Origin of the sequence: Alcanivorax sp. S6407 (genome assembly GCF_023016115.1) — a bacterium.
In the GTDB taxonomy this organism is placed as follows: domain Bacteria; phylum Pseudomonadota; class Gammaproteobacteria; order Pseudomonadales; family Alcanivoracaceae; genus Alcanivorax.
Genome location: NZ_JALKBH010000004.1, coordinates 205,698 through 232,483, shown reverse-complemented (window position 1 = coordinate 232,483; position 26,786 = coordinate 205,698). Strand labels below are relative to the sequence as shown.

General features: G+C 59.6%; 15 protein-coding genes. 8 read left to right on the top strand and 7 right to left on the bottom strand.

Translation table 11 applies throughout. The features are described from left to right. Positions 1-230: 230 nt before the first annotated feature. A complete protein-coding gene (locus MWU49_RS10780) occupies positions 231-3,839 on the bottom strand; it encodes an efflux RND transporter permease subunit (protein WP_246971948.1) in 3,609 nt (1,202 codons plus the stop codon). Beyond that, positions 3,832-5,136 carry an HlyD family efflux transporter periplasmic adaptor subunit gene (locus MWU49_RS10775; RefSeq protein WP_246971946.1) on the bottom strand — a complete coding sequence of 435 codons (1,305 nt, stop codon included), beginning with the start codon at positions 5,134-5,136 and terminating at the stop codon, positions 3,832-3,834. Before MWU49_RS10775 ends, MWU49_RS10780 begins: the two co-directional genes overlap by 8 nt. Positions 5,137-5,351: 215 nt before the next feature. Between MWU49_RS10775 and ompR the strand changes: the two genes are divergently transcribed. The 3 genes from ompR (at position 5,352) to MWU49_RS10760 (ending at position 9,383) form a co-directional block, all read left to right on the top strand. Beyond that, a complete protein-coding gene (gene ompR, locus MWU49_RS10770; protein ID WP_246971943.1) occupies positions 5,352-6,062 on the top strand; it encodes a two-component system response regulator OmpR in 711 nt (236 codons plus the stop codon). A gap of 93 nt (positions 6,063-6,155) precedes the next feature. Then, complete coding sequence (locus MWU49_RS10765; RefSeq protein WP_246971932.1) at positions 6,156-7,472, top strand: ATP-binding protein; 1,317 nt, start codon at positions 6,156-6,158, stop codon at positions 7,470-7,472. Positions 7,473-8,813: 1,341 nt separating this feature from the next. Further along, positions 8,814-9,383 (top strand): outer membrane beta-barrel protein, encoded by a 570-nt coding sequence (locus tag MWU49_RS10760; RefSeq protein ID WP_246971929.1) that lies wholly within the window; start codon positions 8,814-8,816, stop codon positions 9,381-9,383. Here MWU49_RS10760 and MWU49_RS10755 read toward each other — a convergent pair. Beyond that, positions 9,380-10,624 (bottom strand): MFS transporter, encoded by a 1,245-nt coding sequence (locus MWU49_RS10755; protein ID WP_246971927.1) that lies wholly within the window; start codon positions 10,622-10,624, stop codon positions 9,380-9,382. The genes MWU49_RS10760 and MWU49_RS10755 overlap by 4 nt on opposite strands. 274 nt (positions 10,625-10,898) lie before the next feature. Then, the gene (locus MWU49_RS10750) at positions 10,899-12,869 is read right to left on the bottom strand and encodes a CocE/NonD family hydrolase (RefSeq protein WP_246971925.1); all 1,971 of its coding nucleotides are present in this window, start codon (positions 12,867-12,869) and stop codon (positions 10,899-10,901) included. A 202-nt stretch (positions 12,870-13,071) separates the two neighbouring features. Between MWU49_RS10750 and MWU49_RS10745 the strand changes: the two genes are divergently transcribed. Further along, positions 13,072-15,828 (top strand): hypothetical protein, encoded by a 2,757-nt coding sequence (locus MWU49_RS10745; protein ID WP_246971923.1) that lies wholly within the window; start codon positions 13,072-13,074, stop codon positions 15,826-15,828. A gap of 133 nt (positions 15,829-15,961) precedes the next feature. Here MWU49_RS10745 and MWU49_RS10740 read toward each other — a convergent pair whose 3' ends face one another. The 3 genes from MWU49_RS10740 to MWU49_RS10730 all read right to left on the bottom strand — a co-directional run bounded on the left by MWU49_RS10740 (position 15,962) and on the right by MWU49_RS10730 (position 19,629). Next, on the bottom strand, positions 15,962-17,083 hold the full coding sequence (locus MWU49_RS10740) for a PQQ-dependent sugar dehydrogenase (protein ID WP_246971921.1): 1,122 nt from the start codon (positions 17,081-17,083) through the stop codon (positions 15,962-15,964). Between the two features lie 344 nt (positions 17,084-17,427). Next, complete coding sequence (locus MWU49_RS10735) at positions 17,428-18,651, bottom strand: lytic murein transglycosylase (protein ID WP_246971919.1); 1,224 nt, start codon at positions 18,649-18,651, stop codon at positions 17,428-17,430. Between the two features lie 78 nt (positions 18,652-18,729). Further along, entirely contained in the window at positions 18,730-19,629 is a 900-nt protein-coding gene (locus tag MWU49_RS10730; RefSeq protein ID WP_246971917.1) for a YihY/virulence factor BrkB family protein, read from the bottom strand. Between the two features lie 329 nt (positions 19,630-19,958). On the opposite strand from MWU49_RS10730, the gene MWU49_RS10725 reads away from it, so the two are divergent. From MWU49_RS10725 to MWU49_RS10710, 4 genes are read left to right on the top strand one after another with little or no spacing between them, the layout of a single operon-like run. Further along, complete coding sequence (locus MWU49_RS10725) at positions 19,959-20,465, top strand: hypothetical protein (protein ID WP_246971914.1); 507 nt, start codon at positions 19,959-19,961, stop codon at positions 20,463-20,465. A gap of 3 nt (positions 20,466-20,468) precedes the next feature. Next, the gene (locus MWU49_RS10720; RefSeq protein WP_246971911.1) at positions 20,469-22,493 is read left to right on the top strand and encodes a hypothetical protein; all 2,025 of its coding nucleotides are present in this window, start codon (positions 20,469-20,471) and stop codon (positions 22,491-22,493) included. Continuing rightward, the gene (locus MWU49_RS10715) at positions 22,490-26,191 is read left to right on the top strand and encodes a tetratricopeptide repeat protein (protein ID WP_246971908.1); all 3,702 of its coding nucleotides are present in this window, start codon (positions 22,490-22,492) and stop codon (positions 26,189-26,191) included. Before MWU49_RS10720 ends, MWU49_RS10715 begins: the two co-directional genes overlap by 4 nt. Then, complete coding sequence (locus MWU49_RS10710; RefSeq protein WP_246971906.1) at positions 26,191-26,781, top strand: tetratricopeptide repeat protein; 591 nt, start codon at positions 26,191-26,193, stop codon at positions 26,779-26,781. The genes MWU49_RS10715 and MWU49_RS10710 overlap by 1 nt, the downstream gene beginning before the upstream one ends. Positions 26,782-26,786: the final 5 nt, after the last annotated feature.

Below are 26,786 nucleotides of genomic sequence, written 5' to 3'. Positions count from 1 at the left end.
AAGCCGTCTCACCACAGAGCAGGCGGGTTTTTCTCAGTGAACTCTGTGCCCTCTGTGGTAAATCCATTCTTTACAGCGGTTGGGTATCCGCCAGGCTCTGACCTCGCCAAGGCTCGGATCGCTTGCAGGCAAGCTCCCACAGCAGCAGTTTCCAGAGCTGGCGCGCGGTTGGAAGGGGCTGTGTCGCAAAGCCCCTTCCCGCGTTGCAGCTTGAAGCTTGTAGCTTGTGTCTACCTCGTCAGGGTGCTGGCGCTGCGGCGGGTCCAGAACAGCAGGGGCAGCATGATCAGGGCGTACCATAGGGTGCTGTTGGCCAGGGCCCAGAAGGGTTGCGCCAGGGAGTTGCCGGGGTCGCCGGCCCAGGGGGCGACAACGCTCACCAGCAGGCCGCCCAGCCCGGTCAGCAGCAGCCAGCGGCGGGCACTGGCGGGGGCGCTGCGGCGGCGGCGCAACAGTTGCCACAGGAACAGGGCGCCGAGCGCGGTCATGGCCAGCCAGATCAGCCCGACGGGGATGGCGACCAACAGGTGGCCGGCCTTGCCGGCGTCAATCAGTGCGGGCAGCAGGCCGAGCAGTTTCAGTAGTAGCAGCGGGCCGAGAATTATCACCCACCACAGATGACCCGCGAGCCCCTCCGGTCCCGGTTGCTGGCGGTAGTGCTGCGGATCAAAGCGCCACAGGCTGCGGGCCAGATTGCCCCAGTTGTCCAGCGCCAGGATATGGCCCAGATGGCGGAGGCGATCGCGTTGCTCCTCGATGATCATCAGCATGGCGGGCACCACCAGCAGGATCAGGCTGGTGCCGAACAGCAGGCCAAATACCAGACTCACCGCCATGGGCTTGAGGAACTGGGCCTGCATGGAGGTCTCGAAGAGGATCGGGGTCAGACCGGCGATGGTGGTGATGGAGGTGAGCAGTACCGCGCGCAGACGCCGTACACAGGCTTCCACGATGGCCTCGTAGCGTTCCATGCCATCGGCGATCAGTTGCTTGTAGAAGCTGACCAGCACGATGGAGTCGTTGACGATGATGCCGGACAGTCCGAACAGCCCCATGGCCGAGAACATGGAGAACTTGATGCCGAAGGGGGCGGTGAACAGGTGGCCGATCACCGCCCCGGTCAGACCGAAGAAGATGGCCGTCATGATCGCCAGCGGCCAGGAATAGGAACTGAATACCCAGGCCAGCACGATGTAGATAATCGCCAGGCCCAGTAGTGCGCCGGTGGCCATGTCGCGCAGGTTGTCGGCCTGCTCCTGCAGCTTGCCTTCATAGCCCACGCCAATGCCATACAGGGCCTGCAGCTGGGGAAGGGTGCCTTCCTTGAGTGAGGCGATGATGGCGTTGGCGTTGCCCTGCTCCGGGTCAAGATCAGCGTACACGGTGACCGCCAGTTCGCCATCCACCCGGCGCAGCAGGTCCACCCCCTTGCGGGCATCGAAGACCACCACATCGCGCAGCGGCACGGCGTCGCCCATGGGGGTGATTACGGGCAACCGTTCGATGGCGCTGAAGCGGCGCCGCTCGCTGTCCGGCAGCATCACCCGCACTTCTACTTCCTCGTCCTGCTCGTTGTAGAGCTGGGCCAGGTTGCCATCAAAGGCGGAGCGCAGCTGGCCGGCCACATCATTCAGGGACAGGCCCAGGGCGCGTCCCTGGGGGGTGAGCTCGAAGGTGAGCTGTTCCTTGCCGTAGGGCAGGTCGTCATCCACATTGCTGACCCCGGCGAATTCACGCAGCTTTTCCTGCAGCGCCATGGAGGCGTCCTTGAGGGTGCTGGCGTCACTGCCGGTGAGCTTGATCTCGATGGGCTTGCCCGGTGGACCGGCTTCCGGCTGGGAGATCAGCAGCTGCTCCAGGCCGGCGGGCAGGGTCACCTTGTCACGCCACTGCTTGATCAGTTCGTCATTGCTGATGTCCCGGTCGGGGCCGATGTAGACCTCCACCATAAGGGTGCCGTACTCATCACCGTTCTTGTTCTGCGGGCCACCGGGGCTGGGGAAGCCGGAGGCGGCGCCGTGATGCATGATGCTGGTGAGCACCAGATGGCCACCCAGTTCCTCGTTGGTGACGTACAGGGTGTCTTCCAGATGATCCAGGAAGCGATCCACCTGGGCCTGGTCGGTGCCGGAGGTGAAGCGGGCAATGGCGCGAATCTGGTCGCTGTCCACCGGCGGGAAGAAGGTGAACTTGAGCCAGCCAGTGGCAACCACGGCCAGCGCCAGCACAAAGGCACAGATGGCGGACACGCTGACCAGGTGCCGGTTACGCACTGCCCAGTGCACCAGCGGGCGGAATTTTTCATCGCGAATCCGGTTGAAGCCGTCATCAATACGCTGGCGCAGGCCGCTGCTCTTGATCTGCAGACCGCGGAAGCTGTGATGCAGGTGGCCGGGCAGCACCATGAAGCATTCCAGCAGCGAGGCGAGAATCACGCAGATCATCACAAAGGGAATGTCGAAGGCGATCTTGCCCATGGCGCCACTCATCATGCCCAGTGGCAGGAAGGCGGCAATGGTGGTGGTCGATGACGCCACCACTGGCCAGAACATGCGTTTGGCGCCACCCAGGGCGGCACGGTGGGCGGACTCCCCCTGTTGCAGGTGGGTGAGGGTGTCTTCGCCCACTACGATGGCGTCATCCACGATCAGACCCAGTGCCAGAATCAGGCCGAACAGGCTGATCATGTTGATGGTGCCGCCGAAGAACCACAGCAGGCCGAGCGTGGCCATGAAGGACACCGGAATACCTACGGTGACCCACCAGGCCACCCGGGCATTGAGGAAGAAGTACAGCGTCAGAATCACCAGTACCAGACCGGAAATACCATTCCACAGCAAGGTAGAGATGCGGTCCTGTACCAGTTTCCAGGTCTGCGAATGGAAGGTCAGGGTGACGCCTTCCGGCAGGGTGGCCTGTCGTTCGGCGCCCCAGGCGAGAATACGGTCGGCCAGCTCCAGCATGTCATCGTCTTCACCGCGCATGGCCTGCAGTTCGATGGCCGGATAACCCTGCCAGGTAAGGGTGGCCTGGTCGTCCCGCGGGCGGCGTTCGATGATGGCCACATCGCCCAGGGTCAGTTGCTGGCCGTCGGCGGTGGTGATCAGCGGCAGTTCGGCAAAGGCGCGTTCGTCGCGGCGCTGACCCAGGGCACGTAACTGCTTGGCGGCATCATCGCGGCCTACGGTGCCAGCGGGGGTATCCTGGCTGAAGCTGCGAACCCGGTTGGCGATGTCGCCGAGACTCATGCGCAGATCATGGAGGGTGCCGGCCGGCACCTGGATGGCCATTTCCTCTTCCGGCATACCGGAAAATTCCACCTTGCCCACACCCAGTGCCAGCAGTTCATCTTCCAGTTGCCGGGCCAGGTGGCGTAGCTCTTCCAGGCTGCCATTCTCGGAGGTGAGCAGAATGCTGGTGACCAGGGAGAAGCGGGTGATCTTCTGGATCACCGGGCGTTCTGCATCCTGGGGCAGATTACGGATGGAATTGATGCGCTGGCGCACTTCATCCAGGGCCAGGCCCAGGTCCGAACCGGCTTCCAGTTCGATGAAGAAGGCCGCTGCCCCTTGCTGGGAGCGGGCGATCAGTTTCTTGGTATTGGGCAGGGTCTTGAGGGCCTGCTCAATGGGAATGGTGATGGAGCGCTGCACATCTTCGGGGCTGGCACCGCGCCACGGCACGGTGACGGTGACGTAGTCGAATTCAAAATTCGGGAACATCTGGGTGTTGAGGCGGGTGAGGCCGAGCAGGCCCAGCATCACCATCAATAGCATCAGCAGATTGGCCGCTACCTTGTGGCCGGTAAAGCTGGCGATCAGACCCCGTGGTTCACTCACCCTCTACCTCCGCAGTGGGAGCGGCCGGTTCGGTCCCGGTGTCGGCATTGCTGCCGGGTACCGGGCGCGGATCCACCGGCAGGCCGACGATGGCCTGGGGTAGCTGGGTGGTCATTACCCGCTCACCGCCGGACAGGGAAGGGGCCCTGAGCAGCAGCACGGACTGCTCGCCCAGCATGGATTCGCCGACGATCTCGGCGCTCACCCGCTGCAGACGGTTATCGTCATCGATCCGGTAAAGCCGGTTGAGGCCGTGCAGGGCGGTGGCCGGCAGGGCCAGCAAATGATCCAGCTTTGGCAGGGTCAGGGTAATGGTGATGGGCCGACCGAGGGCGGCAGCGGGTACCCCGTCGACAAACTCGAACAGGCCGTCGATGCCGCCCCGGGCGTCGGCGGCATCACCGGCCAGGCGTTTCAGGTTAAGGGTCAGTGTCTGCCCTTCCAGGGTGGTGCTGGCGGTCAGGTCGCCCTGTTGCAGGCCATCACGGATGGCGGGCAGGTGGCGATCCGGAATCTGTGCGCGCACTTCCAGTTCCGTGTCGGCGAACAGGCTGACCAGAGGTTCGCCGGGGCGCACCCGTTCGCCGGGTGCCACTGCTACGTTGGTTACGGTGCCGGCAAAGGGCGCCGCCACCCGGGTGCGGCCCAGGTCGATCTCGGCCTGCTTGAGCTGGGCTTCGGCACTGGCCAGCCTTGCTTCCATGCGGGCCAGTTCATTACGGAAATCGTTGACGCTGAGCTGGCGCTGGGCCAGGGACAGGTCGGCACGAGCCTTGGCTTCCTCGGCCTGATCCAGCTGGGTTTGCGAAACCAGCTTCTTGCCACGCAGGGATTCCAGCCGTTCAAGATTGTCGGCGGCCAGCCGGGCCAGTTTCTTTTCCAGCTCGAGATTCTTGCGGTCGCTGTCATAACGCAGGCGGGTGGTGTCCAGTTGTGCCTGGGCCTCGTCGCGGGCGGCCTGGGCGCGATCCCGGGCGAGAGCGGCTTCCGTGTCGTCCAGCTGGATCAGCAGGTCGCCTTCGCTGACGCGGCTGCCGGCGCGTGCCGGGGTGTCGGCCACATTGGCGGTGACCACGGCCGTGAGGCTGGCGGCGCGGGGGGACTGTACCCGGCCGAACAGCTGGATCTGTGGTGCCCGGGCGGCCGGATCGGCAAGCACGTAGCGCACCCGGTCATAATGCTCGCTGACATCCTGGGTGGGGGCCGAGGGTTTGAACACAGACAGCAGGATAATGGCCACGACGGTACCCAGAATGACTCGGGGAACCGGGGGAATCTGTTGGAGGCGCTCGCGCAAGGTCGACCCCTTATTCTGTTTATTCAAGATTAAACGCCATTCCGGCAATGGTCCGTCAAGCCAGGGGAGGTGCGCCCGGCAATGTTTTTAAACAATCTGGTCATGCCAATTTCTTGCACGTTCGCAGCATAATACGAAAATCAGACCGTGAAATTGTTCTGATTTGTCATTACTTTGCATCTGCTTGCCCTGTGCACAGATTCCCGGGAGGTCCAGTGAGCGAACAACAAGACAAGATTCTCGTCGTGGACGACGATGCGCGCCTGCGCAGCCTGTTGCAACGGTTTCTGGAAGAGGCCGGTTACACTGTCAAGGCGGTGGCGGATGCCGAACAGATGGACCGGGCACTATCCCGTGAAATCTATTCACTCATGGTACTGGATCTGATGCTACCCGGCGAAGACGGTTTGTCCATCTGTCGTCGCCTGCGTGAGGCCGAAAACAGCCTGCCGATCATCATGCTCACCGCCAAGGGAGATGATGCGGAACGCATTGAAGGGCTGGATGCCGGTGCCGATGATTACTTGCCCAAGCCGTTCAACCCCAAGGAGCTGGATGCCCGCATTCGTGCCGTGCTGCGCCGCCATGTGCGTGAGCTGCCCGGTGCGCCGAGCAAGGAAGAGGGGCAGGTGAGCTTTGGCCCCTGGACCCTGGATCTGGCCAACCGTACCCTGACCCGCGACGGTGACCCACAAAGCCTGACTACTGGTGAATTTGCCGTACTCAAGGCCCTGGTGCAGAACCCCCGCGAGCCGCTTACCCGTGACAAGCTGATGAGCCTGGCCCGTGGCCGCGAGTGGTCTGCCATGGAGCGCTCAATCGACGTGCAGGTGTCGCGCCTGCGCCGCCTGCTGGAAGATGACCCTTCCAAACCCCGCTACGTCCAGACCGTCTGGGGCGTGGGTTATGTGTTTGTACCTGATTGAGCGCTTGACGCTGGACGCCGGATGCATGACGCCTGAAGCCGGGCGTTCTTTTCCGCGTCGGGCGTCAGGCGTCCAGCCTCTGGCGACCTATCCATGAAACTCTATCCCCGTACGGCCTTTGTTCGCTCTGCCATTGTGGTAGGGCTGGTGATTGGTATCAGTCAGGCGCTGACCCTGTGGTTCTTTGCGCGCAATGCCTATTTGCCCGGGATTCGTGAGTACGCCCGGCTCACCGTGCTGCAGGCGGAACTGGCATTTACCGAAAGCGGTGATGAGGATGCCCGCCTGGCGCGCCGGCTGGCCGGTGCCACCAGTATCGAAGTGGCCAGCCCCAGCAACCTGCATCAGGGCACCATGCTGTTGTCCCAGCCGGTGGTCAGTCGCTTTCAGGAAGAGCTGGAGCAGATGTTGAATGAGCCAGTGCTGGTGCGGCTGGAGGACAACCGGCAGCCGGTATTGTGGGTCAGTGCGCCCTCCTTCCAGGGCAACTGGCTGCGAGTGCCGATGGAATTCTTCCGAGATTATGATCGTTACCTGCTGCTCGGCTGGGGGGTGACGGTGCCGCTGCTGGCGATTATCGGTGGCTTGTTGATCGCCCGTGGCCTGAACCTGCCGTTGCGGCGGCTGGCGAGGGTGGCGCTGAAGGTGGGGCGTGGGGAAGCGGTGCCGGTGCTGGATACCACCCTGGGGCCGGAAGAGATTCAGGCGGTGAACGCGGCGTTCAATCGCATGACCAGCGATCTACAGCAGGCCCAGCGCGACCGGGCATTGCTGCTGGCTGGGGTCTCCCATGACCTGCGTACCCCGCTCACCCGTCTGCGCCTGTCGGCGGAATTCATGCAGGATGAAGAGCTGGCCAAAGGCATCATCGAAGACATTGAGGACATGGATGCGATCCTTGACCAGTTCATCGCCTTTATCCGTGACGGTGCTGATGAAACGCCCGACTTCGAGAACCTCAATGGTCTGATTCAGGAAGTGGCGGGCAAGTACCCGGCGGAGCAACTGCGCTTTGAGCTGGATGACCTGCCGCGGATGATGCTCAAACGCCTCACCGTGAAACGCATGCTCGCCAACCTGATCGGCAATGCCCTCAAGTATGGCGCGTCACCGGTAGAGATCCGTACCGCGGTGCAAGACAACGTGGTGGTGCTCACCCTGCGCGATCACGGCAAGGGGGTGAAAGAAGAAGATATTCCCCTGTTGCTGCAGCCATTCTCCCGGGGGGAAAAGGCGCGCACTCTCAGTGGCAGCGGCCTGGGGCTGGCTATCGTCAAGCGCATCGTGGACATGCATCACGGTGAAATGACCCTGGCCAACCATCCCCATGGCGGGCTGCTGGTTACCGTGCGGTTCCCGGTCACCGGCCAGTTTGTGCAGCCGGAGTCGCTTTCTGCCGGGGTGAGGTAGCTTTGCGCCGGATGCTGGATGCCTGACGCCTGACGCTAAAACCGGGGTGCTGGCAGAAGTTAGTGTCAGAAGCGAGTGACGAGTTTCGAGTTGCGAACGGCAACCCCCGGGAACCTCCAGGTTTTGCCTTTCGGAACTCGCTTCTCGTGACTCGGAACTCAGGAATGTCCCTGTGGATTGGAAATGCGTTTCCGGGATCCCTGCCTCGCCTGGGCTCGGATCGCGAGCAGGCTCGTTATTCGCTCCGCTCACCCCTTCGGGGCCGCACTACGTGCGTTACTCCGCTACGCTACGTTCCTGCAGCGGCTTCGTAGAAATGCAGAAGCTCAGGAACTTTGGGGCCTTTCTAAATCAAAACGGACGCAGCTCACAGCTCGAAGCTTCTGGCTTGCAGCCAGCGGTGCAGGCGGTGTCATGTCGCCTGGCGTCGGGCATCCCGCACGTAACCGAAGGGATATTCTTTGTTGGCTTTTGTTGAGTGTGAGGCGGATCACGGTTTGTCACCGGCAAGCGGCGCATTCTCGAAACCAATGAAGGCCATTCGTGGTGCGGATTCAACCGGAAACCCGGGAAAATCGACCGCCCGGCCTGTAGCCGTAAACAAGGGATTGTGTTTACGCGCGGCGATGCATATAACAATGTCTTCAGACAATGCAACGCCTGACAAGAAAGACAAACAAGATAACGATAACGGCCTGACAACAACGTATTAGAAGCAGGCCGAGAGCAAGAACAAAAGGACTTGGGAGAGCTCATTATGACCTGTCTAGAAAGCGGGCCTGTGCCCCGTATTGCCTCACCACCCCATACAATTTTCTGCTGATTCCATCATGCAGGTTCAGTCCTTGTGGACGGTTCCATGACGTGTTGTGAATGCCGATAACCTGCTGCCCCCCAGGCACAGGTCGTTAGGCCGCACCCTTGTGCGGCCTTTTTTTTGGTCGCTCTGCGGCTGCAACACGCTACATGCATCACGCAACACGCAAAGATCCAAAGCGGATTTACCACAGAGGGCGCAGAGTTCACTGAGCGCGAATGGCGAAGTGTTGCTGTTCTTGTTTTAGGAGCCCCACTGGAGGGGCGAACAAAACCCGGGATCAAAACCCCCTTCGTTCCGCAAGTTGCCCCCCATGGCATCAATCTCACTCAGGGCGGAGTAAAGCGCTGGAGCAGCAGATTCCCGCAAACCCGCGATGAACCATTTTTTGGGGCGCTCTGAGCTTCACCTCACTTTCCCGTTGGCGGCTGCATACTCTCACTGACATTTTCGATCTTTTTATCAATCTTCTGTGGCGGTGTTTTCCGTTGTAACGGGATTGTGAACAATCAGGGAGAAGGACAATGAAAAAACTCATACCGCTGGCACTCGTGGCGCTGTGTGTGCCGGCATTTGCTGAGGAGGTCTATGATCAGGAGGGGTATTTTGGTCTCCACTACAGCATGCTGAATCAGGAAACCAGCGCAGAGGATATCGAGCCGGAAGCTTTTCAGACTCGCTTCGGGATGCATATCAATCCCTATGTGTCTCTGGAGGGGCGCCTGGGTTACGGCATAGATGATGATGATCTGGTGGTCGGGGATGCGGCAGTTCTCACCCTGGATCCAGAGTGGTTGGTTGGGGCTTACGTCAAACTGGGTCTTGATCGTCGTCAGCCGGTGGCGCCGTATGTGTTGCTGGGGCATTCGACGGCTAAGGCCGATGTGACGCTGGAAGTCACGGAAAGTGGTCTGCTGGGCAGTTCCACTAACCGGGAAACCGAGGAAGTGACCGCCAGCGACCCGTCCTATGGCGCTGGCGTGGATGTCAATCTTGGCGAGACAGCCGCGCTCTACGCGGAATGGGTGCAGCTGGATGATGATGATGACTTTGATCTCACCACCATCAATATTGGTTTTATCAGCCGCTTCTAGCGGGCATCCAGGGTGGTGATATTCGTATTGCCCTGCGGGAGTGGAGTGTGGAGAGATGCCACCTTCCCTTGATGTTTTTCCAGGCGCCGGCCAGCCAGAAAAACCAGCAGGCCGCCGACGGCCAGGGCGGCGCCCACCAGCCCGGTGGTGGACCAGACGGCGCCACTTTTGACGGTGATGCCGGCTAGCCAGGCGCCAAGCGCATTGGCCATATTGAAGGCCGCGTGGTTCATGGAGGCGGCCATGGTCTGACCGTCACCGGCCACATCCATCAGGCGGGTCTGCAGAGCCGGGCCCATGGCCATGCAGGTGCCCACCAGCGCCACGAAGACAATGCCGGCGATGACATGATCGGCGGCGAAGAAAAATCCGCCCTGCACCAGTACACACCAGCCCAGAATCAGCGGAATGGCGCGCAGCAAATTGCCATCCGCCAAACGGGCGCCGACCAGATTGCCGATGATGGTGCCGATGCCGAAGACCATCAGCACCAGAGGCCCCCATTGTTCTGCCATGCCGGCTTGCTCGGTCAAGGTGGGCATCACATAGCTGAACACGGCAAACATGCCGCCGAAACCGATGCTGGCCACCCCCAGGGTGAACAGCAGTTGCTGGTTAAGCAGGGCGGACAATTCCCGCGCGGGGCTGGCTTGCGGATCTGCAGCCTGTGCTGGCACCCACAGCCAGATCAGCAAGGCGGTGAACAGGGCAATCACGCCGACGCCAACAAAAGCAATTTCCCAGCCAAACTGGTTGCCAGCCCAGGTTGCCAGTGGCGCGCCTGCCAGAATGGCCACGGTCAGGCCGCTCATGACTCGCGCCACCGCGCGGGCCCGTTTGTGGTAGGGCACTGCCGAGGCCGCGACCAGAGCGGCCACGCCAAAGTAGGCGCCATGGGGCAGGCCGGCAAGGAAGCGCAGTACCACGAAGGTCTGGAAATCTGCGGCGAAGGCACTGGCCACATTGGCTAGCGCGAATACCAGCATCAGTGTGATTAACAGGGCGCGGCGGGGCAGCCGTGCAGACAGTGCAGAGATCACCGGGGCGCCCAATACCACGCCCAGGGCGTAGCTGCTGATGGCATAGCCCACATCGGCGGGAGACACCAGCAAGTCGCTGGCCACCCGGCTGATCAGGCCCATGATGACGAACTCGCCACTGCCGATCCCGAAGCCGCCGAGGGCCAGTGCCAGGGAAAGAAAAAATACGCGTTTGCCGGATAAAACGGTGCCGTAAGACATGGCGGCTCCAGGGCGTCATGACGAAAAAAAGGCCGGCGATTCTACATGGCGAAAAAATGACCGTCACCCCCTGTGGAGCAAGGAAATGATGAGTGGTTTCCTGGGGGCTTTTGGGGGAGAGAGCTGGCAGTTTTGGGGGCCGCTCTGCGGCTGCGGCACGCTTCACGCAACACGCGCTGCGCAAAGATCAAAAGCGGATTCAGCACAGAGATCACTGAGGAAACCGGTTGGTTTACCTCAGTGAATACTGTGTGCCCGGCGGTGAAACCTTCTTTCAGTCGGCGGGCTGCAGGGCGTCCAGCGGTACCAGCGGGATGTTGACCCGGGAGGGCATGGCCGGGGTGCTGTAGACGGTCAGGGCGCCGAGCAGGCTGGCGAGCAGGTCCGGGATCGGGCTGATGCCATGGGGCAGATCGCTGGCGCCAACGCTGATGCGCAGGCGCTCACCGGCGGCAATCACGGCACTGGTGGGAAAGACTTCCACATCTGCCTGGAAGGGTTCGAACGGGGTGATGGTCCGTTTTGACTCGGCGCTGTAGGGGTGCCAGGGCTGGATCAGTTGGTCATCCATATAGCGGGCGCGCTGCGGATCATTGGCGCTCATGGAGGCCATCTGGATGCCCTGGGTGAGCGGACGGGCGATGCCGTATTCGTCCACCGCACTGATGCGTAGGGTCACGTTGGTATCGAACGCGGTGGTGGATGCCCAGATCTGACCGGTGATGGGGCCATTGATGGCCATGGGCTCGCTGAGTGGCTCGCTGGTGTAAACCGCTTCAAGCAGGTTGACCACATTGTCCTGTTCCGCACAGGGTGGGGTGATCATGCCCAGTACGCCGGCGGTCCACTGGCTGGCACTGGCGGAGCACAGACCATTGAGTGGGGTCTGCAGCAGGCTGGTCTGGTAGCTGGCGGCGGGTGCCTGATGGGTAATGGTGCCCAACTGCGGCAGCAGGGGTTTGCCATGCAGGTAGAAAGTTTCGGCATGTGCCTGCGGATGCGGCCAGTCAGCGGCGGTGACGTAACGCTCTTCACCCTTGTAGAACTGGGTAACCGGAGGATAAGCCTCGGCGCCGGTATCGATGCCCTTGAGGTAATGATCGAACCAGGCAAGACGGATGCTGGCCAGATCCGGTACACCGTCGGCGGGCAGGCCGGAACCGAAGGAGCCTTCGATGTGGGTCCAGGGGCCGATCAACAGCTTGGCGTCGGTGTGATCCTTGAGGCCTTCATAGATCAGTGGTTCGCCACGCTGGAAAATGTCATGCAGTCCACCAACCACAAAGGTGGGGGCGCTGATCTGGTCAATCTTTTCGATGGGGGAGCGAATTCGCCAGAACTCGGTGTCGTAGACATTCTCGTCACCGATCAGGGCGCCGGCCACCACCGGCACCTGAAAATCGGTCAGGGTGCCCTGCAGATGCTGCAGCAGGGTGGTAAGGCTGTAGCCGGGATCGCTGTTGTCAAAACCCACGGGAGTCGGGATCAGGCTCAGGCCGGTGACCAGGGTGACCCAAAGGGGAATAAAGCCGGCATTTACCTGCCCGCCACCGAACACCACGTCACGGTAGGCATCGCCCATGGGAACCACCGCGAAGATCGCCTTCACTGCCGGGTCAGCAGTGGCGCCGGCCAGCAGACCGGTGATGCCCATATAAGAGGCGCCGTTCATGCCGATGGTGCCGTTGCTCCAGGGCTGGGTCTTGATGTAATCCACCAGTTCGGCGATGTCGTCGTGATCGATCTGGCTGAAGGCCTGCCAGCTGCCCTCCGATGCGCCGGTGCCACGCATGTCCACGGTGATGTAGGCATAGCCCTTTTCCACCAGTGTGGTGTCAGACAGGATCATGCCGGAATAGAACTGGTTATAGCCGGTAAAGGTAGCAATGACCGGAAACTGACCGTCAACAGCGTTACCGTTTTCATCCGCCGGCAAGGTGATGCTGGCGGCCAGTCGAATGCCGTCACGCATGGTGATCAGTTGCTGCGGAAGGGTCACGGTGCCGGGGTAGTCCGCGTCACGCTGGTAGGCCTCGGGCCAGGTGAGATTCACCGTTTTGGGGGCTTCCGGTTCCGGTGCGGGTTCGCCCACATTGGGGGTGGGCGGCTCCGGACTGGCGGGAGGTGCCGGGTTGTTCACCACCGGGCTGCTGCCGCTGCCTCCACCACAGGCGGAAAGCATTAGGGAAAGCGCCAGAGTGCCGGCGGCCAGCGCAGGCATACGATGTGCGTGTGACAGGAACATGTTCAGCCTCGTCGTTGTTATTTGTTGTCATTTCGGCGGAGGATTGGCAAGTGCGACTGAGGTTAAAGAATGTGAACATGCACCGCTGTTGGTATGCGGTGGGGCTTGGTTATCAAACCGTGAATTCTGTGACTCTGTGTAATGGCGCGAGATGGGGGCATCTGCTTAGATGTCGCCAGTGGTCTGTGGGGCTGAGAGGACGATGACAAACAACAGGATGTGGTTGATAGCATGGGCGGGGCTTGTTGCCGCCGGCGTTGTTAATGGCGAGACCCTGGTGCAACGCAACCCGACCGTGGTGCCACACGATGACGCCTACTACAAGGCGCAGGTGGGCGACACGGAGCTGATCTTTACCGAGAACAACAAGGCATTCGCCGAGCATGCGGCCGGAGTGGAGCAACATCTTCAGCCGGCTTACCAGGCCTCTTTCGGTTACCGGATGGACTCGCCGTTATATGTGGGGCTGATTTCCGATAACAATCAAATTGCCAACGGCTTTTCTACCCAGTATCCCCACAACCGTCAGATCAATTATGTGGGCGGTGCTGCAGCAGTGGATTATTTTTCCACCACCTCATGGCTGGATGTGTTGCTGTTTCACGAAACTGCGCATAACTACCAGGTCAATGCCAAGGACAACCGGGTTTCAAGCACCTTGCACAAGGTGCTGGGCAACGGCTCCCTGATGACACCGTTCTTTCCGGCTATCGTGCCCAACGCCTTTGAGTCCTCTTTCATGCTGGAAGGCAATGCGGTACTCAACGAGTCCCGTCATGGCAACGGTGGTCGTCTTTACAGTGGCCGTTTTGATGCCTTGGTGAATGCCCAGGCCAGGGCCGGTTATCTGCAGCCGGAAAGGGTCTATAACCAGACGCTGTATTTCCCCTATGGCGAGAGCAGCTATGTGCTGGGCGGGCACTATCAGTATTTTCTGGCAGAGAATTACGGGCTGGATGCGACCAACCGTTATTTCAAGATGCGCTCGCGCTACTGGTACCTGCCGTTTGTGACCAATGCACCGCTGCGTGAGGCCATTGGCAACAATTTCGACAACAGCTTTGCTGACTGGGCCCGTGAGCAGGAGCAGCAGGCGAGCCTGGCGGTCGTCAGCGAAGGTGAGCCGTTATTAACCTCCAGGCACTTCACTGCGCTGAACAGCGATGACGAGGAGATCTTCTTCCTTGCCAGCCCGGAAGATGTCCGTGCCCCTTTCCATGTGGTGCTCAACCGGCAGAGTGGAGAGGTGCAAAAACAGCGCTCCACATACCGGGCGGGCGAGCTGATTCGGCATGACGGTGAGACCTGGTCCGTTGCCAGTGCCTACAGTACGCCGTGGCGGATCTATCAGGGGCTCTACAGTGAAAGTGCCTATCTGAATGACGATACTCGCGGGCAAATCATTCAGGGCTATACCGCTGCGGGTGAGCCGGTCTATTTCGATGTGGCCAGTTCCTATGATCAGCCACAGCTGTATGTGGGTGACACCTTCTACGCCAAGGTCAACTCCGGCGTGGAAGTAAAAGGCGAGGACCTTTATTACTTCGTGCAGGATGGTGCTACTCGCACCCTGTTTCGTAACCGCACGCCGTTGTATCAGTACCAGGGTTACTACGGGGTCATAGCGGATGTGGACAGCCGGGGTCGGGTATTGTTTGTGGCCAACAGCGAGCAAGGTTCTACCCTGTATCGGGTTGCCGCCGAAGGGGGCGCCGTGAGCCGGGTGCTGGCGGAGGACGATATTGTTGGGGCCCGTTTGCTGGATGATGATCAGGTGCTGGCGGTGGCAATTCAGGCGGATCACTACGGTTACTATCTCAAGCCGTTGCAGCCGCAGCTGGCAGTTCCGGTGGAGCGGACACTGTTCTGGGATACTGCGGAAGGCGCGGCGGATAACCTGACGGTACAGACCGAGCCGCAGGCATTGAGCATGGATCGTCGTTATCACTCCTGGACCGCCATGCGTTACAGCGCCACGGATCTTTCCGTTGGCCTGTATGTGGAAGAGGATGATGAGAATACGCCACAGGACGAGACGGACTCCCATACCCTCTACAACGTCAATGTGCGTTTTGCCGACCCACTGGAGCAGAATGAATTTTCCCTGTTTGCCTATCGTGATGAAGATCTCACCAAGCTGGCCGGGGTGGGCTACAACAACAGCCAGTTTTTCCTCATCGGTGGGGTGAAACAGTACTGGGTGCAGGATGATCAGCTGGACCGTGAGGTGCCTCCGGAAAAGGCGCGGGATCATGGTCTGAGTGCCGAGCTGCGTCTTCCCATGCTGCAGTCCGGTTACTGGTATAGCGAGCTGGCAGGCACCTGGTATCAGGATTATCACCTGGATGAGCGGGAGCCGCTGGCGGGGGTCTGGCGTCTCAATCGCACCACCCGCTTTGGCAACAGTTTCCTGCCCAACAAGCACTTTGGTATTGCAGGCTATGGAGTGGATGACCGGGACGACTCCACCTGGGGCGGCACCCTGAGCCTGATGACCGATCTGCCGGCCGAGTTCTACCTGGGTGCCCGTGGTCAGTTCTCGCGCAGCGATGCGGCCATCAACCAGTTCGGGCGGCGTGGTGTGGAGCTGGACGAGCTGCAGGATTTTATTGCCAACGATCCTTCCCGCATCGTCATCCCGGCACTGGATGGAACCTACTACGCAGAACAGGCCATGTTTGGCGAAGCCAGTGTTTCCAAGGTGATCAACCTGCCCTGGTATTCCTTCAGGTCGCCTGTGTCGCTGCGCCGTGAGGCCCTGCACCTGCGCTATCGTCGATACGATCTGGATTTCGGCCCGGTGGAGCTGGAGTTGAATCAGGCCATTGTCGGGCTGGATGCGGAACTGCTGCTGTTTCACCGCGCGCCACTGCGTTTCGCCTTCGAGTACGCCTATACCGATGATGACACCATCACCAGCGAGAACAGTTTTCAGCTGGTGACGTCGGTGGGGTTTTAAGAGGCGAGTTTCGAGTAACGAGTTTCGAGTTGCGAAAATCAAAAGCGTAAAAGAAAAAACCTTGGCTTACGCTTAGCGTGGGGTTCGCTCTTCGAAACTCGAAACTCGAAACTCGAAACTCGCTTCTGATTCTTTATTCCGCCGGTTCCAGTCTCAGCAGCTTGCCGTTATTGCTGTCGGTAAGCAGGTACAGATAACCGTCCGGCCCCTGGCGTACATCGCGGATGCGTTCGTTGCGGTCTTGCAGCAGACGGACTTCGCGGGTGGGCGTGGTGCCGTCAAACGTGACCTTGTTCAGGTGGGCCAGTTTCAGGGCGCCGTTGACCACATCCCCTTGCCAGTCCGGGTAGCGATTGCTGGTGATGAAGGCCATGCCGGAAGGAGCAATCGATGGGGTCCAGTGCAACAGTGGCTGGGCATAGCCTTTCTTTTCGGTGTTGCCGATGCTTGGGCCATAGTACTCGCGGCCATAGGTAATCACCGGCCAGCCATAATTGATGCCGGGTTCGGGGGCATTGATTTCGTCGCCACCGCGGGGGCCGTGTTCGTTGAGCCAGGGCTTGCCGGTTTGCGGGTGCAACGCCAGTCCCTGGGGGTTGCGATGGCCCCAGCTCCAGATTTCGGTCGCTTTGCCTGCCTGTCCGGCCAGTGGGTTGTCGGCGGGGATGCGACCATCATCATGCAGTCGCAATACACTGCCGGCCGGGTCACTGGTGTCCTGGGCGCGGTCGCGCTGGCCACGGTCCCCGATGGTCAGGAAAAGATAGCCTTCATTATCAAACAGGATGCGGCCGCCAAAATGTTTGGCGGTATTGGTGCAGGCTTTTTCCGCCACATAGACATCACGGAACGCGTCCAGGGTGCCGTCCTTGTAGATGCCGTAGCCCACCGCGGTGGTGCCGCCGCCATCTTCGCAGGGTTTGGCGTAGCTCAGATAAAGCCGCTGGTTGCTGGCAAAGTCAGGGTGAGTCGCCATGTCCAGCAGTCCGCCCTGGCCGCTGGCGACCACGGTCGGCACACCACTGACCGGGGTGTCCTGCAGGTCGCCGTCAATCAGTCGTTGCAGGGTGCCACGGCGCTCCGTGATCAGCCATTCGCTACCGGAAACAAAGGCCAGGGCCCAGGGGTGATGCAGGCCGTCGGTGATCTCGCTGGCGGTGATGGCATCGTTGCTCTTGGGGGCCAGGGTAGCGGCATTGTCGGCACAGGCAGAAAGAGTGAGGGTGGTGAGCAGCACGGTAGTGACAGGGCGCATGACAGACTCCTGGATAGGTGTGCATGCAGAATGCCATGCGCCTGTGACAGATGAAACCGGGGGCTGAAGCGGCTTGTTGTGGGAGCGCTTGTGCCCTTTTGGGTGTGCCTGCATGCGAATTCCAGGGTCGTTTCGAGTTGTGAGTGACGAGTTTCGAACTCCAAAAACCGTTTAAGCCGTGCGCCAGGTTTTTGCCTTTCGTGACTCGAAACTCGCAACTCGCCCCTTCGCGAGCAGGCACGCTCCCACAGTAAAGAACAGAGGTAGCCTGACCTGGCTTCCCGCAGTAACGTCTCGACCTCATGCCTCAGTGAACCCTGTGCCCTCTGTGGTGAAACAGGGGGTTAATCCTGGTCAGCAAGCACCCCGATCTGGGTGAGCACGTTCTCATCCGGGAAACCGTCGGCCACCATCCCCTTGCTCTGTTGATAACGAGCCAGGGCCTTGCGGGTGCCCGGGCCAAGCAGGCCATCCTCGGCGCCCGCTTCATGGCCCAATTGATTCAGGGTCTGCTGCAGGAGGGTTACCTGTTCCCGGTTCAGACGCGGGGCGGGAACCGGTGCCACGCTTAGTTCGCCTGCGCCGGCAATGCGGTCTGCCAGCCGGCCCACGGCCAGGGCGTAGGCCACCGAGCGGTTCCAGCCCATGATCACCCGGAAGTTCTGATAGGCGAGGAAGGCCGGGCCGTTGTGGCCGGAGGGAACAATGACCGACGCCTGCATGTCGGCGGCCGGCAGGGCGCTGCCGTTGGGCATGCGAACCCCCATCTTCGACCACTCTGCCAGGCTGCGCTTCACGCCCAGGCCAGTGAGGGAATAGTCGAAGTTGGCGGGCAGGGTGATTTCCCGGCCCCAGCGTTGTTCTTTTTCCCAGCCCAGATCCCGCAGGAAGTTGGCGGCGGAGGCGAGAGCGTCGGCGCGGCTGCCCCACAGATTGCGGCGGCCGTCACCATCATGATCGATGGCATAGCGCAGGAAGATGGCGGGCATGAACTGGGTCTGGCCCATGGCGCCGGCCCAGGAGCCCTGCATGTTCTTCAGGTCCACATCACCAGCCTGGAGAATGCGCAGGGCGTTGAACAATTCGCCCTTGAAGTATTCGCCGCGGCGCCCTTCGCAGGTGAGAGTGGCGAGGGCGTCCAGGGTGGGGATGTAGCCCAGGTAGCCGCCGTAGTTGGTTTCCAGTCCCCAGAACGACACCAGATAATGCCCCGGAATCCCGTAGGTGCGGGTCAGTTCGCGCAGTAGCGGCTGCAGTTCCTGATAGCGCTCGCGGCCAGTGGCGATCCGGGTATCGCTGACCCGGCGGGTGTAGTAGTCGGCGAAGCTGCTGGTGAACTCCGGCTGGCTGCGATCCAGCTCGATCACCTTTTCATTCAGGCTGACAGCGGCCAGATTCTCTTTCACCAGCTGTTCCGGCAGCCCGGCGGCGATGGCGTCGTCTTGAAGGCCGGCGACGCACTGGCGAAACCCGTCTTCGGTGAGTTCTTCATGATTGTCCGCGGCGAGGGCGGGCTGGGCCATGAGCAGGGCGGGTAAAACGAAGGGCAGCAGGCGTACGGCGGACATGCACTCTCCAGGCAGCATGATGGTGATCAGGGTAAACGCCAAGGATACCTGCCCTTGGCGGGCGGGGCTGTAAAAACCTCAGTGAACCAGTTCTCGCCGTACGCGGATGGCCGTGCTGCGAGGGCGAACGTCCACATTGCGGTGTTCACAGAGCGCTCTTGCCATGGCGGCACCGAACAGCAGGATCATGGAGGAGTAGTAGACCCACATCAGCAGCACTACCAGAGAGCCTGCGGCCCCATAGGTGGAGGCGGTGGCGGTGTAGGTCAGGTAGAGCGCGATCAGGGCTCGTCCGATGGAGAACAGGATAGCGGTAATCAGCGCCGCCAGCAGGACATCTTTCCAGCGCAGGATAACGTCCGGCAGCACCCGGAACATGGTGGCGAAAAGCAGGGTGATCACCAGCAGGGAGGCAAGCATTTCCATGGCGACAGCAATGCTGCCATGGAAGGGTATCCAGTGGCTGGCGTAATTCATCAGTGAGTGAACGATCACATTCAGCAGCAGGGAAACCAACAGTACGAATCCCAGGGAAATGACCACGGTGAGTGACAGCAGCCGGCTTTTGATCAGTGCCAGGATGGTGTTGCGCGAGGGCCGTGGCGCCACGTCCCAGATGGTGTTCATGGAGTGCTGCATCTGGGCGAATACTGTGGTGGCGCCAATGACGATGGCGAGCAGGCTGAGGCCGCCGGCCAGCAGCCCCTGGGTGGGGGCCTGGGCCTTGCTGATCAGATTGCGGATTTCCTCGGTGGCGGCGGGGCCCACGGTGCTTTCCAGTTGGGCTAGTACCTGGGCCATGGCGGCGTCGCTGGTCATCACCAGGGAAATGACCTTCACCGCCAGTATGATCACCGGAGCCAGGGAAAACAGGGTGAAAAAGGCGAGGGAGCCGGCGTAACTGCCGGCATTGCTGTCCAGCCACAGGCGAACGGCCCGCTTGAGTACGTTGAATCCCTGATGGAAATGGTTGGTCATGCCGTGGGGTTCCGCTGAGGTTTTCGGCAGTGTGCCGTACTTTTCCGGCCCGGGAAAAGGGGGGAATGGGTGTGACTGGTATCACAATTTGCGCTGCTGCAGGGTACGAGCGGTCGCCAGGGAGGGGTGGAGTGACTTTTGTTCGGTGCACATTATTCAATATGTTTCATTTGCACATGCTGCTTTAAGGTTGTTGGCTAGGTACTTGTTATTTCTCAAAAAATAATCCTTTCATCTTATCAAAATGAGGACTAGTCGGAGGATTTGACGATCCGCCCATGGTCATATGGGCTAAAAGAATTCTGGAGGGGGCTCGCCCCGGGGTTGATATGTTTGAAGTAATCAAGGGTTTCGCACTGGCCATGATGCTGGTGCTGACGCAGCTGGCCAGCGCCGCGGACGACGTGTCCCGGGACAAGATCAAGGGCCTGGACGAGCAGGTGCAGGATATCAAACAGGATGTTCTGGCCATTTCCACCGAGCTGCTGCAGCTGGAAGAAAAGCTGATCTACCCCTCCAATACCCAGGTGTCTGTATTTGTTTCCATGGCGGCGGACCAGAATCGTCGGGTCGATTCCGTGGATATCCGTGTGGATGGTGAGGATGTGATGCATCACGTCTATACCCACAAGGAGCTGGAGGCGCTGCAGTCCGGAGGGGTGCAGCGCATCTATACCGGCAATGTGCGTGCCGGTCAGCATCAGCTGGAGGTGATTGTCTCCGGGGAAAATTTCCAGGAAACCGCCAGTCATACCTTCAACAAGGAGCAGGGGCCGCGTCTGGTAGAGATCACCCTGTTCGAATCCGGCAATACCATCAACTTCAAAGACCGCTAATTCATGGCTCTCCGTCACATTGTGCTGTTCGGGCTGTGCGCCATGGTGCCGGCCTGGGCGGAAGACACTTCCGATCAGCAATCCCGGGATCTGTTTCTGGGAGAGGCCTTCTATTACGCCCAGCAGGGGCTGTATTTCGACGCCATCTCCCGCCTGGATTCCGAGCTGGAACAGTACTACCGGGTGGATGAACAGGCTCTGGATCCTCTCCACCTTCATGCCGGTCATGCTGAATTTTCGGTAGGGGATTTCGAGCTTTCCTACCGCATGCACCGCAAGGCCGGGCGCGCCATCAAGGCGGTGCTGGAAGGCGATGTGGATCAGCAGATCAAGAATGAGGCGGCCTACCGTCTGGCGCGGATCTTCTACGAGAAGGGTGAGAAGCTGAACGCGGTACACACCATTGACCGTATCGAAGGGACGGTGCCGGAAAGCGTACGTGATGATGAGCGCTTGCTGCGTGCCCAGATCTATACTGTGAACGGCCGCTTTAGCGAGGCCATCGATATCCTGGAAAAACTGGAAAAAGTGCCAGGTTATGAAGGCTTTGCCGGCTACAACCTGGGTATTGCCCTGATTCTTTCCGGGGAAGAAAAGAAAGGCCTGAATCAGCTGGACAAGACCGGCCAGATTCAGGTGAGCAAGAAAGACGAGCCTTCCCTCGGGATTCGTGACAAGGCCAACCTGGTGCTGGGTTATCGACTGCTGGAAGCCCAGCAGCCGGAGGACGCCAAGCAGTATCTGGATCGGGTGCGCCTGGAAGGACCGTTCTCCAACAAGGCTCTGCTGGGCTCAGGCTGGTCGGATGTGGCGGCTCAGCGTTTTGATCGTGCCCTGGTGCCCTGGACCATCCTGTTCAAACGCAACCCCACCAACAAGGCGGTGCAGGAAAGTCTGCTTGGTGTGCCCTATTCCTACGCCAATCTGGAAATGCATGGCCGCGCTGCGGTGCTCTACGGCAGTGCTCTGGATGCGTTCAAGGTGGAAAAGACCCGCCTCAACGATTCCATCGAAAGTATCCGCAACGGCAGCTTCTTCAAGGCCATGGTGCGTGAAGAAATCAAGCTGGACAGCAACTGGCTGATTCGTTTGCGTGAACTGCCGGAAACCCCGGAAACCTATTACCTGATGGACCTGATGGCCTCCAATGATTTTCAGGTGCTGCTGAAGAACTATCTGGATCTGGAAGACATGCGCCGGCGCATGATCACCTGGCAGGGCAATCTGAGCGCCTACGAAGACCTGATCGAAATGCGTCGCCGTTACTACGAGCCCTTGTTGCCGGGTATCGATGCCCGCTTCCGCGAGCTGGATTCACGCATCCTGCTGCGCATGGAGCAGCGCGACAGCATCAAGTCCCGTCTTGAGCGTCTGCTGGTGGCGCCGCAGCCGGAAATGCTGATTACCGCCGATGAGCGCATTGTGTCCATGCAGCTGGATCGGTTGGAGGCGCAGTACCAGAACGATGAGTCGCCCTCCGGTGCCGAGGCGCGCCGCCGCATCAAACGGCTTCGCGGTGTGCTCAGCTGGGATGTGAATCTGGATTATCAGGATCGCATGACCGAGGCGTTTGAGCACCTTCAGGAACTGGAAGTCGATGTGAAGCGCATGGAGGGGATTTATGCCTCCTATGTGCGAACCCGGCAGGCTGCGACGCAGAGTTATGAAGGTTACAACGAGCAGATTGTCCGGGCCCGTGCCCGGATCGATCGTGCCAGCAAGACCGTGGCGCACTTGATGAATGGTGTGGGCCACATGCTGGAGAAAATGGCGATTGCGGAACTCAAGCAGCGTCGTGACCGTATTGACCAGTACCAGATTCAGGCCCGCTTCGCGATGGCGGAAAGCTATGACCGGGCCGTGAAGGCCCAGCAGGAAGCGGCACAACAGAAAATGATGCAGGCCAGAGAGGCGGCCAATGATGATGCCGCGGTGGAAATGAATGACGCGGATCAGGCAGCCGAATCTGAAGCTGATGAGGAGAACGCTGCTGACAGTGACCAGAACGTGGAGGGCGATACACAATGATGCCTTTCCGTTTTGTGGGGCTGCTGGCGGCCTCGGTGATGCTCGCGTCCTGTGCCTCGGTTTCCGAGAAGGGCACCATCGCCGAACTGCGTAATGTGAAGCTGGATCTTTCCGATGAAGTCATTGAGGGCGGCATCGAAAAGGCCATGCAGAGCTATCAGAACTTCCTGGAGGAAACGCCGGAATCGGCCATGACGCCGGAAGCCATTCGTCGTCTTGCGGATCTGAAGATCGAGCGTGAATACGGCACCTTCGAAAGCCCGGGTGTGGGGGTGACCGCGCCGGTCACCGGAAGTGCCGCTGCGACTCCCATGGATGCCCCGGAAAGCTCCGCGATTCAGGCGCCAACAACGGCCACCAGTTCTGGCATGGCCCTGACTGGCGATCAGGAATCCGAATCGGATTTCGAGAGTCGTGCCACCCAGACCGACCTGCCTGCTGCTGTGGGCGCAGTGCCGGAAGATCAGGTAGCCAACGGGCTGGAAAACCAGAGTGCGGAAGAAGCGATCGGGCTTTACAAGCAACTGCTTGAAAAGTACCCGATGTATGAACGCAATGATCAGGTGCTTTACCAGATGACCCGGGCCTATGAGGAACTGGGCCGGGTGGATGAAGCGGTCGAGGTCATGAACCGCATTGCTGCAGACTATCCGAATTCTGATTACATCGATGAAATCCAGTTCCGTCGTGGTGAGTACTACTTTACCCGCAAGAAATATCTGGATGCAGAAAACGCCTACCTGCCCATCGTCAACATGGGGCCGAGCTCCTTCTATTACGAGTTGTCCCTGTACAAACTGGGTTGGACCTTCTACAAGCAGGACATGCTGGAAGAGGGCATGAACCAGTTTGTGGCCCTGCTCGATCACAAGATCAACATCGGCTATGACTTCGAAAACCCGGATGATGATATCGAGCAGAAGCGCATCGATGACACCTTCCGCGTGATCAGTCTGAGCTTCTCCGCCATGGGCGGCCCGGATGCGGTGGTGGACTACTTCAACAAGCATGGCTCACGTAGCTATGAGGTGGATATCTACCGCAACCTGGGTGAGCACTATCTGGAGAAGCGTCGTTACGCGGACGCCGCCTCCTCCTACAAGACTTTTGTGGAACTCAATCCCTATCACAAGGTGGCGCCGCACTTTGATATGCGCGTCATCGAGATTTACAAGAAGGGTGGTTTTCCCAAGCTGGTTATCGAGGCCAACAAGGAGTTCGCCACCAGTTACGGTCTGAAGTCGAAATACTGGCAGCACTTTGAAGTCGATTCCTATCCGGATGTGCTGGCGCTTCTGAAGTCCACGCTGACAGAACTGGCGAACTATTATCACGCCATGTATCAGAACAAGGATTTCGTGAAGCAGCGCGCCGACAACTTTGTGGAAGCACAGCACTGGTACCACGAGTTCCTGGATTCCTTCCCCAAGGACGAGCAGGCGCCGGTGATGAATTACCAGCTGGCCGATCTGTTGCTGGAGAACAAGTCCTATCATGAGGCAGCGCTGGAATACGAGCGCACCGCCTATGACTATCCGGCTCACGAAAAGGCTTCCGCAGCGGGCTATGCGGCGGTGTACACCCACCGCAAGAATCTGGAAGTCACAGAGGAAGAGCAGAAGGACCCGGTCAAGCGTGATGTGATCCGCAGTTCCCTGCGTTTCTCAGAGGCTTTCCCGGAGCATGAAAAAGCGTCGCTGGTGATGAACGCGGCACTTGAAGACATCTTTGCCATGAAGGATTACGCCTTCGCGGTGACCACCGGTCGCAAGATGCTGGAGATGTTCCCGCAAGCGCCCCAGGAAGAGCGTCGTTCCGGTTGGTTGATTGTCGCGCACTCCTCTTTTGAGCTTGAGCAGTTCGCGGATGCCGAAGCGGCTTACCAGAATGTGTTGAACCTGACCGCACCGGAAGATCCGACCCGCAAGGAGCTGGTCGAGAACCTGGCGGCTTCAATCTACAAGCAGGGTGAGCAGGCCAATGAGCGTGGTGAATTCCTGGTGGCGGCCGAACACTTCCTTCGAGTAGGGCAGGCGGCACCACAATCCAAACTGCGCCCCTCTGCGGATTACGATGCGGCTACGGCGCTGATCAAGCTGGAAAACTGGGGGCGTTCAGCCACCGTTCTGACTGCCTTCCGCAACAACTATCCGGGCCACGAGTTGCAGGCTGATGTGACCAAGAAGCTGGCCCAGGTCTACAGCGAAGACGGCAAGCTGGCGCTGGCGGCGGCGGAATACGAACGCATCGAAAGCGAAAGCGATGATGAAGCCATTCGTCGTGAAGCGCTCAAGGTGGCGGCCGACCTGTATATGGAAGTGGATAACACCGACAAGGCCATCGAAGTTCGTCGCCGCTTCATCCAGTACTTCCCGGAACCGCGTGAGCCGGTAATGGAAATGCACAATGCCATCGCCGGTATTCTGGAAACCCGTGGCGATACCGACAGCTACCGCAACGAGCTGAATGCCATGGTGTATGTGTATTCCCAGACGGCCGCGGAAGCGCGTAGCGACCGTATGCGTTATCTGGCGGGGACTTCACACCTGAAGCTCACTGAGCCCATGTATGACGAGTTTGCCGAGCTCAAGCTGACACAGCCCTTCCAGGCCAGCCTGAAACGCAAGCGTGATTCCATGAAGGCGGCCAATGCAGCATTTGGCCAGTTGGTGGACTATGAAATCGGCGAAGTGACAGCGGCGGCGACTTACTACATTGCGGAAATCTACTACAACTTCAGTCGTTCCCTGTTGAACTCTGAACGTCCCAGCGGCTTGAGCGAACTGGAAATGCAGCAGTACGAATTCCTGCTGGATGAGCAGTCCTATCCGTTTGAAGAAAAGTCCATCGATATCCATGAGAAGAACGTGGGCCTGATCGATGTGGGCGTTTACAACGACTGGGTGGACAGAAGTATCGTCAAGCTTTCCAAACTGATGCCGGGTCGTTATGCCAAGTTTGAAGAAAGCAGCGGCTTTATTGCCATGGTCAACAATGTCAGCTACCAGTCCCTGGTGAGCCCGCAGTTGCCGGTGGCGGCAGTGGCGCCCGCGGCAGAGGGTATGGCTGCGCCAGCGGCGCCGGCCCCGGCGGTCGATGGCATTCAGGCGGTACCCATGGATGAGGCTGCGGACAGTAGCGCTGACGTTGAAAATGTTGAGAGCGTAGAAGGTGTTGAAAGCGCGGACGGCATGGAAAACGTAGCAGGTGAAGAGAATGGCGAGACAGTAATGGAGACCGATGGGGCTGATGTTCCTGTCTTTGCCGAGGCTGGTGAGACCGCCGTTGCTGAGTCAGCCGAAGAGTCAGCGCCGGCTGCTGTTGAAACAGAAGCGGCAGCAGAGCAGGTGGTTGAAGAAGTTGCTGAAGTTGAAGAGGCAGAAAGTGCCGAGCCGCTGGTGCAGGAAGAGGCAGAAGCTGCCGTAGTCGAAGATGAGATGATTGCCGAGGAGGTGCCGGTGTCAGAACCTGAGCCTCAGCCAGCAGATGCCGATGCGTCATTGGCTGAGCCGGCGGCGTCTGCCCCTGAGGCGGAGGCGGTCGAGGCGCCTGCAGATGGCGCTGCGGAGCAGACTCCGGTGTCAGAGGCTGCGGAAGAAAGCATGAATGAATCTGAGGCACCGGCCGAACCCGAAGAGGTGGTGACAGAAGTGGCGCCTGAGAGTGCTCGGGATGTAGCGCAAGAGGAGGGGCTGTAATGGACAGGAATCTGATGAATCGAAACTCCTGGCTTGCCCCCGCTTTAGTCGCCACCGCATTGCTGTTCAGCGGTTGTGCAACAACCACCGGCACCAGTCAGCCACAGGAAAATATTGTGCTGACTGAAGATCAGAATGCACTGTTCAACGCGGCCATGCTGCAGATGGAGCAGGAAAACTACCAGGCAGGCATCGATCAGCTGGAACAGCTGGTGGCGCAGAATAATGCCAGTGCGGTGCCTCACATCAACATGGCCATTGCCTGGAAGCGGTTGGAAAAAAACGACAAGGCAGAAGCGGCATTGCAAGCCGCCTTGCAGATCGAGCCCAACAATCCGGTGGCCAATAACGAATACGCACTGCTCCTCAGAAAAAAAGGGCAGTTTGTCGAGGCGCGGCAGACTTACGAAAGTATTCTGACAAAATATCCAGAGTTTGCACTGGCCAACAAAAATCTGGGCGTCTTGTGTGATATCTATCTTAAAGACTACCAGTGCGCCCTGGATGCCTATGAGGCATATCGCGCGGTAACACCGGATGATAAAGACGTAGAGATCTGGATTTCGGATCTGGAAATGCGGACGAACTGATAAGG

Excerpts from the sequence above, each read along its gene's own strand:
- MWU49_RS10765 (WP_246971932.1), top strand. The coding sequence starts at position 6,156 with ATGAAACTCTATCCCCGTACGGCCTTTGTTCGCTCTGCCATTGTGGTA.
- MWU49_RS10760 (WP_246971929.1), top strand. The coding sequence starts at position 8,814 with ATGAAAAAACTCATACCGCTGGCACTCGTGGCGCTGTGTGTGCCGGCA.
- MWU49_RS10755 (WP_246971927.1), bottom strand. The coding sequence starts at position 10,624 with ATGTCTTACGGCACCGTTTTATCCGGCAAACGCGTATTTTTTCTTTCC.
- MWU49_RS10750 (WP_246971925.1), bottom strand. The coding sequence starts at position 12,869 with ATGTTCCTGTCACACGCACATCGTATGCCTGCGCTGGCCGCCGGCACT.
- MWU49_RS10745 (WP_246971923.1), top strand. The coding sequence starts at position 13,072 with ATGACAAACAACAGGATGTGGTTGATAGCATGGGCGGGGCTTGTTGCC.
- MWU49_RS10740 (WP_246971921.1), bottom strand. The coding sequence starts at position 17,083 with ATGCGCCCTGTCACTACCGTGCTGCTCACCACCCTCACTCTTTCTGCC.
- MWU49_RS10735 (WP_246971919.1), bottom strand. The coding sequence starts at position 18,651 with ATGTCCGCCGTACGCCTGCTGCCCTTCGTTTTACCCGCCCTGCTCATG.
- MWU49_RS10730 (WP_246971917.1), bottom strand. The coding sequence starts at position 19,629 with ATGACCAACCATTTCCATCAGGGATTCAACGTACTCAAGCGGGCCGTT.
- MWU49_RS10725 (WP_246971914.1), top strand. The coding sequence starts at position 19,959 with ATGTTTGAAGTAATCAAGGGTTTCGCACTGGCCATGATGCTGGTGCTG.
- MWU49_RS10720 (WP_246971911.1), top strand. The coding sequence starts at position 20,469 with ATGGCTCTCCGTCACATTGTGCTGTTCGGGCTGTGCGCCATGGTGCCG.
- MWU49_RS10715 (WP_246971908.1), top strand. The coding sequence starts at position 22,490 with ATGATGCCTTTCCGTTTTGTGGGGCTGCTGGCGGCCTCGGTGATGCTC.
- MWU49_RS10710 (WP_246971906.1), top strand. The coding sequence starts at position 26,191 with ATGGACAGGAATCTGATGAATCGAAACTCCTGGCTTGCCCCCGCTTTA.